Annotated in this window: 8 protein-coding genes and 1 pseudogene; 4 read left to right on the top strand and 5 right to left on the bottom strand. The window is 43.7% G+C overall.

Translation table 11 applies throughout. The features are described 5' to 3' along the window. Positions 1-51: 51 nt before the first annotated feature. From G8D99_RS15275 to G8D99_RS15265, 3 genes are all read left to right on the top strand, one after another. Positions 52-1,374 carry a hypothetical protein gene (locus G8D99_RS15275; RefSeq protein ID WP_166327342.1) on the top strand — a complete coding sequence of 441 codons (1,323 nt, stop codon included), beginning with the start codon at positions 52-54 and terminating at the stop codon, positions 1,372-1,374. Next, a complete protein-coding gene (locus G8D99_RS15270) occupies positions 1,367-1,654 on the top strand; it encodes a chorismate mutase (protein ID WP_166327340.1) in 288 nt (95 codons plus the stop codon). The genes G8D99_RS15275 and G8D99_RS15270 overlap by 8 nt, the downstream gene beginning before the upstream one ends. A gap of 210 nt (positions 1,655-1,864) precedes the next feature. Next, positions 1,865-2,602 carry a sulfite exporter TauE/SafE family protein gene (locus G8D99_RS15265; protein ID WP_166327338.1) on the top strand — a complete coding sequence of 246 codons (738 nt, stop codon included), beginning with the start codon at positions 1,865-1,867 and terminating at the stop codon, positions 2,600-2,602. A 44-nt stretch (positions 2,603-2,646) separates the two neighbouring features. Here G8D99_RS15265 and G8D99_RS15260 read toward each other — a convergent pair whose 3' ends face one another. From G8D99_RS15260 to G8D99_RS15240, 5 genes are all read right to left on the bottom strand, one after another. Then, positions 2,647-3,546, bottom strand: a complete 900-nt coding sequence (locus tag G8D99_RS15260) for a LysR family transcriptional regulator (protein WP_166327336.1) — start codon at positions 3,544-3,546, stop codon at positions 2,647-2,649. A 154-nt stretch (positions 3,547-3,700) separates the two neighbouring features. Continuing rightward, complete coding sequence (locus G8D99_RS15255; RefSeq protein WP_166327334.1) at positions 3,701-5,008, bottom strand: solute carrier family 23 protein; 1,308 nt, start codon at positions 5,006-5,008, stop codon at positions 3,701-3,703. Between the two features lie 262 nt (positions 5,009-5,270). Beyond that, positions 5,271-6,434 carry a GGDEF domain-containing protein gene (locus G8D99_RS15250; protein WP_166327332.1) on the bottom strand — a complete coding sequence of 388 codons (1,164 nt, stop codon included), beginning with the start codon at positions 6,432-6,434 and terminating at the stop codon, positions 5,271-5,273. Positions 6,435-6,649: 215 nt separating this feature from the next. Next, positions 6,650-9,340: a phosphoenolpyruvate carboxylase gene (ppc, locus tag G8D99_RS15245; protein WP_166327330.1), complete on the bottom strand. Its 2,691-nt coding sequence runs from the start codon at positions 9,338-9,340 to the stop codon at positions 6,650-6,652. A gap of 281 nt (positions 9,341-9,621) precedes the next feature. After that, entirely contained in the window at positions 9,622-10,254 is a 633-nt protein-coding gene (locus tag G8D99_RS15240; protein WP_227554338.1) for a TetR/AcrR family transcriptional regulator, read from the bottom strand. Positions 10,255-10,442: 188 nt separating this feature from the next. Between G8D99_RS15240 and G8D99_RS15235 the strand changes: the two are divergent. Next, positions 10,443-11,540: pseudogene (locus G8D99_RS15235) on the top strand (efflux RND transporter periplasmic adaptor subunit); the annotation flags it as partial. Positions 11,541-11,648 lie beyond the last annotated feature (108 nt).

The following is an 11,648-nucleotide window of genomic DNA, read 5'->3' as shown; positions in this document are numbered from 1 at the left end:
GCGTATTTTCATGACGTATCTTTATCGGGTATTAATTCGAGGCTTTCTCTCATGTCACTGTTACGCCGTTGGTTCGATCCCCTCCGATCGAGTTGGTTTTATCAAAAACCGATTCGCCAAGAGGCATTGTCCACTGCTCAGGGACTGCGTATTTATTTACGTTTGGATGATGTGTATAGCTATCTTGCAGTACAGCAATTGATCCAGCTGAATGAGATTTTGAGTGAAGAAATTAAGCCCTTAAAGATCATTATTTCAGACACCGCAGCCGAAGCTCCCAATGGCATGACCGCAGACGAGTGGCGCGATTATAGTTTGCGTGATGCGCAAATTTTAGCGTATCAACATCGTTTTGGTTTTGACAATGAAAAGCCTGAATTGCCCAGTGCAGAGGCTTTGGCGCAAGCGGAAAAAATTCTTCGAAACACCCCGTTGAAAGATCAAAATTTCTTATATTTACTCGAAGATGTCTTTCACATGTTGTGGCAACAACAGTATGGAAAATTACGTACCTTGTATGTCATGGCGAGTCAGCATCAAAAAGAACAGCAGGTTGAAGAACGTCAGTTTGAACATACGCCCGTGCTTGCCAGTTACTTTGAAATCGGCGGACGTAAATATCATGCAGTGGATGATTTACTGCGCTTAACCCGCCGTCTAAAACAACAAAAATTACTCACCGGTAATCCGATCTTTTTGATCAATCATATCGAATGGCGTGAGCATTTGATGAATGATGCAGAAGAGCTGAGTGAAATTCAGGAAATGAATCCCGAGCTGGATTTATATGTAGCCTTAGAAGACCCGATCAGTTGGTTATTGTTGGCCTATATCAAAGAAGAACTCGCCGATTACTATGACATCGATCTCAAAATCTATCCGCTGAGTTATAAAGGGCGTGATTTGTTTGATTGGAGTTTAGCGACACGCTTATCGAAACGTACAGGGGTGCAATTCACGCCGTTCTGTCGTCCAACTGAGCCTGCGACCCTGAACATTGCCAAGTTGTTTTATAGCGTGCCAGAAGAGCAGCGCACTGACGTGATGTATCGAATTTTGGAATCAGTGTGGGCCAAAGGCAAAGACTTGTCTTTCCGGGCGCATGTACACAAAATCCAACGTGAACTCCATATCGAACAACTGACTGAAGACGATATTGAGAAAAAGCTTAAAGACAATGATTTAAGCTGTGAAATGAAGTCACAACCGGACTTTCCGGTGATTGAATTGCGTCTTGATGGTAAAAGCTATGTGTTTAATAGCTTATATCGTGTCTGGATGATTGAAAGTATTTTCAGTAATGTGTTAGAACAAAAGTACAAATCTGATAATGACTTAGAGCACAAACATGCAGAATCAAGTGAAGATGAATAACGAAAAGTGCCAGTCGCTGTCACAAGCGCGTGAAAAAATAGATCAAATTGACCAAGCCATAGTAGAGCTGATCGCGAGCCGTCAGCATTATGTGGACCAAGCTGTGCGTTTTAAACGTTCAGAACAAGACGTACAATCGCCTGAACGTTCTGAACAAGTGATTCAAAAGGTGCGACATTTGGCGCAAGAACACAGTGTCGATCCAAACTTAGTGGAAAATATTTATCGCGATTTGATTCAGCATTTTATTCAACGTGAGCTGAAAGAGTTTCGTCCTTAAGCTAAGGATTTAAGTTCAAGCTTCAATTTTTATTCAGCTTATCCATTGTTTTAATCATGAGGCCGTCGGGCCTCATTTTTTATTTCTAGATTTTAATCAGTACAAATAACTGTAGCCTCAATTTTTGCTTGAGGCTCAATTCAAAAAATACGAATAGGAAAAGTCCTTTCATTTTTATAGCATGAACATTCTCTGTGATGCGGACAGCCTATGCTTGCCTTTGTAATTTTTGTATTTGCCCTTGCTGGTATGATTAAAGGCACCCTTGGCCTCGGTTTACCTGCGGTATCGATGGGACTATTGAGCTTAGTCATCAGTCCATTTCAAGCAGCGACCTTACTGATTATTCCCTCTATGGTGACCAATGTCTGGCAGTTGTTTGCAGAAGGGCAGGTGCTGAAACTGATACGACGTTTTTGGCCCTTATTGCTCGGGATTATCGTGGGTTCAGCTTGGAGTGTCTTCCCGACTTTGGGGCATGGCAGTTTTCACAGTGAAGCCTTATTGGGCGGTATGTTGGCACTTTATGGTGTGTATGGCTTATTTGCCAAAAGCATGCCGAACGTATCCAAACATGAACATTGGTTATCTCCGATCATGGGCTATTTGGGTGGTGCATTGACCGTGGCCACCGGTGTGGTGGTGATTCCGGTGGTGCCGTATTTGCAATCTTTACATTTAAAGCGCGATGAATTGGTTCAAGCCTTGGGGTTGGCTTTTACTGTGTCCACCTTATGCTTGGCAGTGTATTTACATCTGCATCCAGTCAAAGATACCCCGATTGATTATCAAATGTCGTTGATTGCCTTGCTTCCGGCCTTAATCGGGATGTGGCTGGGCACCAAAATCCGTTATCGCATTCCTGAACAGAAATTTCGTAAAGTATTTTTTGCCGGCTTGGTGATTTTTGGTCTGTATATGGTGTTGCATCAATTGGGCTGGCTGTAATGCCTCAGCTTAAAGCCAAAAAATGATGAGTGATGTACTCGGTTTTAAAGGACATGAGCTTTGTTTTGAATTAAAAATTGACTGAAATGCTGATAGCTTTGCGGCAGTTGGTCAAAATCTTTGGCTGCCAATAACAGTTGTCGGTTGGCCCATTCACCGAATAATGCCACCTGTTGAAAAGCATAATGAGGCCCTAAACGTTGCGCTGCACGCTTGGGTATGATCGCAATCCCAACGCCGTTAGACACCACCTGTGCCATGGCTGAAAAGTTGGGTAAACGTAAGCGATATTGAATGGGAAAGCCTAACAGTTTGGCTTGGGACTCAATCGACTGTTGTAAGGAATGGTATTGCATCAGTCCGACAAAGGCATACTGTAACGTGTCTTTTAAATGCAGACTTTGTTTGTGCGTCAATGCATGATCGATCGGGCAAATCAGCACCAAAGGGTCGTCAGCAAAGGCCAAGCTTTTTAAATTTTGCGTATCAAAGAAACTTGAAATCAAGCCCAACTTGGCGCTGCCTTGTTGTAAGGCATGCACGATATCGGTACTTTCCGCTTCTTTCAATTCAATCTGCAGTTGCGGATTTTCCATCAAATATTGCGGCAACAGTGCCGGTAAATACTCACTTTGTGCCGATGAGTTACACCATAGGGTCATGCTGGAGTGTGTGCCTGTTGCAAAGGGCAGCATCGCCTGTTCGAGCTGTTGTGACTGTTGCATCAGTTGTTGCGCATGTTCGGCAAAACTTTGCCCGGCAAGGGTGAGCTTGACCCCGGAAGCATGCCGAGTAAATAAACTGACTTGGAATTGCTGTTCGATTTTTTTGATGCGTTCGCTGGCCGCTTGCAGGGAAATGGCACTCTGTTCTGCACCTTTGGTCAAACTGCCACACTCCATCACATTCAGAAAAAGCTGAAAATCAAAAAAATCCAGGCGCATCCATGTTCCTAAAAAATGGCGATTAAGTGACCTTATCATAACGAGATTTAGCGCAAAAATTATCAAAGGTTGATCAAAATATCAAAATGATTGAGCATAAAAAAAGTAGCCTTGAGGCTACTTTTTAACATCGATTTAGGAAGCACTCAAATGCTTAATCGGCATTTTTTTCTCTTAAACTAAAGAACCAGTTTAAAATCAGCGCCACAAACGTTGCCGTCCCAATCCCACCCAAGTTAAAGCTACCAAATTCCATAGCGAAGTCTCCAGTGCCTAAAATAATGGTCACGGCAGCCACCATCAGGTTTTTGTTTTGAGAAAAATCAACTTTGTTCTCAATCCAAATTTTGGCACCAGCAATGGTGATCAGACCAAACACTACAATTGAAGCCCCAGTTAAGATCGCCACAGGAATGGTATGAATCACCGCACCAAATTTAGGCGATAAACCGAGCAATACTGCAAACACACCAGCAATCGCAAACACAATCGTGGAATAGACACGGGTCACGGCCATTACACCAATATTTTCACCATAGGTGGTCATACCGGGTGCACCGACACCGCCCGATAAAGTGGTTGCAAGACCATCAGCCACAAAGGCTTTGCCAATATGCGGATCGAGGTTTTCACCCGTCATCGCACCCACGGCCTTAATATGACCCAAATTTTCTGCCAATAAAATCAGCGCAATCGGCGCAATAATCAACATGGCATTAAAATCAAACTGAGGTGAATGGAAAGTAGGAACACCAAACCATGCGGCATTTTGTATTGAGGCAAAATCAATTGGCGTACCATAACCCATCACGTTGCTGACCACATAGTAGATCAGGTAAGCCGTCAATAAACCGACCAACAACAATAAGCGTTGCAGTAAACCTTTACTAAACACCGCTACACAGCCCATGCTCAAGACTGTGACCAAAGACATCCACATATTGAATGAATTACCCGCGACATTTTTAACTGTTCCCGGGGCAAGGTTTAGACCAATGATCATCACCACCGCACCGGTCACCACAGGTGGCATGAGTTTTTCAATCCAGCGTGTTCCTGTTGCCATGACAATAAAGCCAAACAGGGCATACAGCACGCCACAGGCGATAATGCCCCCTGCAGCTAGTGGTAAGTTGACATTGGGTAAACCTGAACCTGAGGCGGTATAGCCGGTAGCCGCAATCACCACGCCAATAAAGGCAAAGCTAGAACCCAAATAACTTGGAACACGACCACCAGTGATCAAGAAAAATAAAATGGTGCAGATCCCTGACATAAAAATCGCCAGGTTAGGATCGAATCCCATCAGGAAAGGCGCGAGGACGGTGGCACCGAACATCGCAAATACATGTTGCACACCCAACACAGCGCTCTGTGCAGGCGGTAAATACTCATTTGTACCGATTGGACGTATCTCAGCGTTACCTTGGTAAGGGCGCCATTCGGGAAACCAATTGGACATAAAATGAGCACTCAATAGATAAATTGTGCACATCATACGCCTGTTTTTGTCAGAAAAAATCCCTCATTTGAAAAAACATTAAAACTAATGCTATGACTTTTATTATATTTTTACCGAGTGGTAAAAACTTATCTTATATAAAACAAGGGTCAAAGCAGGCTACTTTTAAATAAATTGAATTAAATTCAAGCAAATTAAAAAATCATATTGGTTTAATACAAAAGTCTGATTGCTTAATTTTTGAGTCTTTGATTTTTTTTATTTAAACTTGATCTACACAAATTCGATTACGACCACTGTGCTTTGCCCGATAAAGTTGCTGATCTGCACTGAAAATCACGCGCTGTTCATCCAAATCTTGAGAGGAGATTTGAACCAATCCGAAACTGGCAGTGAAACGAATGATGTGTTTTTGATAGATACACTCATGCTCTTCAATCGCTTTCCGGCAACGTTCTAAAATTTGTTGGGCATGCTTAATATCAGTCTGCTCAAATATCACAATAAATTCTTCTCCACCAAAACGCCCCAAATGATCTTGTTCACGCAGATTTGAACCAAGGATCTGTGCCACACGGATTAACACGTGGTCACCGGCATCATGCCCATATTGATCATTGATCTTTTTAAAAAAATCGATATCGATCATGGCGACACATAGCGGATTACATTGTGCTGTATCGCGCTGCTGCATGCGTTGAAACTGTTCTGAGATGCCGCGTCGATTTAGAATCTGAGTCAAAGGATCAAGGGTCATCAAGTGTTGTTGTTTACGTTCCCGATCGCGCCAACGCTCTAAAAATGAATTGAACAGCGTCACCAGCACGATAGCAATAAAGGTGGTGGCAAATAGATTGACCAATAAGGTATAGGTCTGGGTTTCTGCCACCATCATGCTATGGGCTTGATACAGTGGCGCATAGGGCAGGGTGTTAACTACGGTAAGTAAAGTAGTCACATAAAATACCGCAATACATGGCAAAGAGGCATAGAACATGATTTTACGTTCAAACAGCAATAGCCCTGCCAAGATCGAACCCATGGTAAATACACCGGTCAAGATGGTCATCATGCCAGCGATATAGCCAACCATCATTAAAGAACCACTATAGAAACCGACACACAGGATAGGGAATATGAACTCACTGCGCCGTGTCGGTTGAAGCCAATAACTACTGACAAATAACAGCACTGAAATCAGAATAAACAGTTGAAAGCAGCTTAGGATTTGTGGAATATGCTCAGGATTAAACAGTACAAAATCGTGATGTGCAAAAATAGAAAAATAAAAGCAGGCATGAAAAAAGATCAGTACACAACTGACCACACGTGATTTTTGAATATTGTTGACTTCAAGCAAATTGACGTAGCTGTGCTTAAACGCTTGTCGTTGTTGTTTGAAAAATGTCCGTGTTATTTGTAGCATATTGTCATCATGTTGGTCCTGTTCTGAAATGCCGATCCGAATTTTATTGAGCAGGGACGCTTATGTATTGTTACTGCTTAGCATAAATAAAACCACCGAACTTAGATAGTCATTTCATCAGCATGAACGGATATTCAATAAAATAAAATTTTAAAAATGAACAAGATATAAAAATAGGGAGCAGTGCTCCCTATGGATTTTAAGAGTTAAAATGCTTAACCCGTATTGCGTAGACCAGCTGCAATTCCGGCAATACTCACCATCAAAGCATGATCGACAGGGGTATGTTCAGCATGACGTTCAGCCAAATATTCACGACGACGTTTCATCAGCTCAGCTTGCAATAAATGTAAAGGCAACAAGTAGGGTTTACGAATCTTCATCGATTGATCGAGGACATCATTCGAGCTGAGCAGTTTCGATTCACCTTTCATTGCCAATAAGGTTTGGACTGCATCGTGCAAACGTTGGCGAAGTTCTGCACCCAAGACTTTTAAATGTTCATCTTCAGTCAAATGAGATTCGTAATACAGCGCAATGTTGCTGTCGGCTTTCGATAACACCATTTCCAACATATCAATCAATGTTTGGAAATACGGCCATGCTTGAAGCATCTCATCCAACAGTGGTTTTTGCCCTTGATCAATCACTTGGTTGATCGCAGCACCTGTGCCGAGCCAAGCCGGCAACATCAAACGAATTTGCGTCCAAGCGAACACCCAAGGAATGGCACGAAGCGATTCAATGCCGCCGCTAACTTTACGTTTGGCTGGACGTGAACCGAGCGGCAACATTTGCAATTCGAGTTCAGGGGTCACGGTTCTGAGATACTGTACAAAGTGTGGATTGTCACGCACCGTTTGACGATAGACCTGTACCGATAAATCCGTCATTTGATGCATTAAATCACGCCATTCTTGCTTTGGCACCGGTGGTGGCAGTAACGTCGCTTCGAGCGTTGCAGCGGTATAAATTTCAAGGTTCTGTAGCGCAATTTCCTCTAACCCAAACTTAAAGCGAATCATCTCGCCTTGTTCAGTGACACGAATCGCACCCGAGATTGAACCCGGCGGTTGTGAGAACAATGCTTGTTGAGTCGGTGCACCACCACGACTGATCGAACCACCACGACCGTGGAACAGGGTCAGTTGCACGCCATGTTTTTTTGCTACCGCAGTGAGTTCTTCTTGCGCACGGTACTGGGCCCAGTTGGCAGACATAAAGCCGGCATCTTTGGCAGAGTCCGAATAACCAATCATGACTTCATGTTTCGCCTGAATATGCTGTTTATACCAATGCATACTAAACAAGGTATTCATGGTCTCGGCAGCACCGTCCAAGTCTTTTAAGGTTTCAAATAACGGCACCACACGTAGCGGATGCTCAATGCCAGCTTCTTTTTGTAGTAACAGGACTGCCAAAACATCACTTGGATATTCTGCCATTGAAATAATATAGGCACCCAAACTTTCTTTCGGCTGTTCTGCCAATGTGCGCATGGTGGCAAACACCTCTTGCACATCTGGATGCTGAATCAGACTTTGTTCTGGCACATTGAGATGTTTTGGTAGAAGCGGACGTTTGCTTTGTAGTTCTTGAATCAAGAAATTTTGACGGGCTTGTTCAGTCCAAGTTTCAAAATTGCCTAAGCCCAAATATTCAGTAATGGCAGAAATCGCTTGGCGATGACGACCCGACTCTTGGCGAATATCGAGTTTGAGTAATTCGATGCCGAAGCAATTTACCCGATAAATAAAGTCGAGCAGTTTGCCGTTGGCAATTTCAGGTAAACCACACTCGATCAATGAACGATAGCAGAGCAGCAGCGGTTGCAGTAATTCGTCTTTGTGGTGAATGATACGACTGCGATCGACATCGGAATGCTGACCTTGCAGTTTAGACGATAACCATGAACGGGTAATTTTGAGACGTTCACGGGTGTCACGTAAATATTCACGGTACGGTTCAGGGTGTGCTTTTCCTAAAGCTTCGGTCAGTTCTAAACTGGCATGTTGAATCGACAATTCCCAACGCAGGTCTTCAATATCGCGCACATACAAATCAGCGGCTTTCCAACGCGATAACCACAACACCTCTTGGGTAATGTTATGCGTCACATTAGGGTTGCCATCGCGGTCACCGCCCATCCAAGAGGCAAAGCGCACCGGATTGATATTCAGCGGCAGCGCTTTTTCACAATGGCTTTGCACCAAAGCATCGAGTTCACGCACAAACTTGGGAATCGCATCCCATAAGGTTTGTTCAATGGTGGTAAAGCCCCATTTGGCTTCGTCGACTGGGGTTGGGCGATGCTGACGAATTTCATCGGTTTGCCAAGCCGAGCAGATCAGTTGTTTAAGCTCCGCCAACACTTGTGTACGTTGTTTCGGGGTCAGTTTTTGCTGATCAAAGGTGGATAAGCAGTTGTTAATACCATCATATTTTTGAATCAGGGTACGGCGACTGACTTCAGTCGGATGCGCCGTGAGTACCAACTCAATGCTCAATTCACAAATTTGTTGATAAAGCTGTTCAGCACTGATGTCTTGGTCTTTGAATTTTTTAAACAGTGGATCGAGGACATTGGGAGAAAGCGCGCTGTCATCACATTCATTTTGGCGACGACTACGCACTACATGGTACTGCTCTGCAATATTGGCAAAATTTAAAAAGTGCGAAAATGCACGGGTCAGCGGCAGAATCTCATGGTCTTCTAAGCTGAGGAAAAGCTGTTCGAGTTGTTTTTCTGCTTCAACTTGACCATCTCGAGCGCCTTTCGCCAATGCGCGAATTTGCTCTACCTGATTAAACAAATCTTGTCCAGCTTGTTCTTTTAAAGTATCTCCTAAAAGATTCCCCAGTAAGCGGACATCCTCACGCAACGGTGCATCAATTTGTTGAATCATTTTATACCCTCGGTTGTTCTTAATTTGAATATACCCCGATTTCATGCCATGCCAAGTCTCTCCATACAAAAGTCGGGGGTATTCTGTTCAAAAGAAAGTTTTATGCCAGTTTTAACAGTGATCATCAATGCAATAGAGTTAAAGCTGTACGACATGAAAAGGGAGTAAAGGAAGTAATTCAAAGACAGGGCAAGACAGGTGTGAAAATGACAAACACGATTAAATAATGCACGGAAATGCAGTCACATCCTGCAAAGATCAATCAAGATGAGCTTTAAGCATCATTCCACATTCAATTGATATTTGAGTAAAAAAATCTCCATCGCATCTCGAATAATCTGATCGGCTTGCTCGGCTGTTGGCACGTCTCTGACGCCCAACAACACTTCATGATGCCGATGCCCGAGCAATAAGGACAACAGTAACTGGGTTTGCTGTTCAACGGAGGCCTCTTGAATAAACTTCAATTCAATCGCTTGGCGAAAAAAATCCGTCCAGACGCTAAATAAACGTCGATGCGAGGCATTGTAAAACGGTTCCGCCAAAGGATTCTGTTCCGCCGCAAGTTCTAATAATAAATGCTCAAGTTTAATCGCTTCGGGCAGATTCACAATATTCAGCGCCAAGGCACAGACTTGATACAACACCTCACTAAAATCTGAATGTTGGTCCAAATGAATTGGACGGGTGTTGATTGAGGCTTCACAGGTTTCTGCAATCGCACAAGCAAATAACGTGGTTTTGTCCTGAAAATGATTATAAATGGTCAGCTTAGTCACGCCTGCCTCAAGCGCAATCTGATTCATGCTCGAGCCATGAAAGCCATGTCTTAAAAATAAGGTTTTTGCAGCCTCTAAGATCTGTTTACGTTTACTGAGGTCTTTCGGTCTGCCGACATTCATTTGCGCGTTCATCCAAAAATAAGGTCAATTGAGTCATTTACTTAGTGGCTATTTTTTAATTAATGTACTTTGCGGTATATTAATTAAAAAATAAACAATTTAATATGACCAAAACTTAAAAAATATCGTCGCATTATTCAATCTCTAATCATTCGACTGCCAATAATGCAACACCCAATAATTCAATAAGAGCAATTGACATGAGCCCTTTAAAATTTGTCCTGATGAGTGTACTGCTCAGTTGTAGCGTGCTGTTGACTGCTTGTGAAAAGAAATACGTTGAAGCGGACAGCCATCCATTTGTGATGGTCACGCAGCCGAGCAGTGCGCATGATCAGCTTAAAAGCTATGCCGGCGATGTACAAGCACGTCAGCAAACGGCATTGGCTTTTCGGGTCGGGGGACAAATTACCGAACGCTTTGTCGATGTCGGTCAACGGGTTAAAGTCGGGCAGGTCTTGGCCAAGCTTGATGTCAAAGATGCACAATTGAATTTAAGTGCCGCACAAGCGCAGTTGGAGAATGCCCAATCGGCACTGAAAATAGCTGAACAAGAGTTTCGCCGTCATCAGCAATTATTGCCGATCAATGCGGTCAGTCGTTCACAATACGACGTGGCAGAAAATCAATATAAAGCCGCACTGTCTTCACTCAAACAAGCCGAGTCAGCGTACTCAACCAGTCGCAACCAAACTCAGTATAACCAATTGATTGCCAATAAAAGCGGAGTCATTACCGCACGTGAGATTGAAGTGGGGCAAGTGGTGGCTGCCGGACAAATGGCCTATCAACTGGCCATCGATGGCGATCGTGAAGTGGTGATTGGCGTGCCTGAACAAGCGATTAATGAAATCAAAGTCGGTCAAAATGCGTGGATCACTTTGTGGTCTAAGCCACAAGATAAATTTGCCGGCTTTGTCCGTGAAATTTCCCCTGCTGCGGATCAGTCACGGACCTTTTCAGTCAAAGTGGCACTCAAACAAGGGCAGTCGGCTATACAGCTGGGTCAAAGTGCGCGGGTGTTCTTTTCTCATCAAACTCAACAGCAGTTGAATGTGCCTTTATCCAGTATTTCAGCCAATGACAATCAAGCTTATGTTTGGGTGGTCAATCCCGATCACAGTATCCGAAAAGTGGCGGTGACTGTCGGTGCTTATGGGCGTGACAGCGCAACGATTTTATCGGGCTTAACAGCATCAGACTGGGTGGTGGTCGGCGGGGTCCATTTACTGCGTGAACAACAAAAAATTCACCCGATTGATTGTGACAATCGTAGCGTCAAGATTCAAGCGCAGGCTCAGAGCAATACTCAAGCGCAGCCTCAAACTCGGGATCAAACTCAGAAGCAAGCTCAAACCAATGCTCAACTTCAAGCGCAGCCTCAAACTCAGAATCAAGCGCAGAAT

Origin of the sequence: Acinetobacter lanii, from assembly GCF_011578285.1 — a bacterium.
In the GTDB taxonomy this organism is placed as follows: domain Bacteria; phylum Pseudomonadota; class Gammaproteobacteria; order Pseudomonadales; family Moraxellaceae; genus Acinetobacter; species Acinetobacter lanii.
The sequence above is the reverse complement of the archived record's forward strand: the minus strand, read 5'-3'. Positions and strand labels throughout refer to the sequence as shown.

Bases quoted from the DNA above. Each gene is read 5' to 3' on its own strand.
- G8D99_RS15275 (WP_166327342.1), top strand. From the start codon at position 52: ATGTCACTGTTACGCCGTTGGTTCGATCCCCTCCGATCGAGTTGGTTT.
- G8D99_RS15270 (WP_166327340.1), top strand. From the start codon at position 1,367: ATGAATAACGAAAAGTGCCAGTCGCTGTCACAAGCGCGTGAAAAAATA.
- G8D99_RS15260 (WP_166327336.1), bottom strand. From the start codon at position 3,546: ATGCGCCTGGATTTTTTTGATTTTCAGCTTTTTCTGAATGTGATGGAG.
- G8D99_RS15255 (WP_166327334.1), bottom strand. From the start codon at position 5,008: ATGTCCAATTGGTTTCCCGAATGGCGCCCTTACCAAGGTAACGCTGAG.
- G8D99_RS15240 (WP_227554338.1), bottom strand. From the start codon at position 10,254: ATGAACGCGCAAATGAATGTCGGCAGACCGAAAGACCTCAGTAAACGT.
- ppc (WP_166327330.1), bottom strand. From the start codon at position 9,340: ATGATTCAACAAATTGATGCACCGTTGCGTGAGGATGTCCGCTTACTG.
- G8D99_RS15265 (WP_166327338.1), top strand. From the start codon at position 1,865: ATGCTTGCCTTTGTAATTTTTGTATTTGCCCTTGCTGGTATGATTAAA.
- G8D99_RS15250 (WP_166327332.1), bottom strand. From the start codon at position 6,434: ATGCTACAAATAACACGGACATTTTTCAAACAACAACGACAAGCGTTT.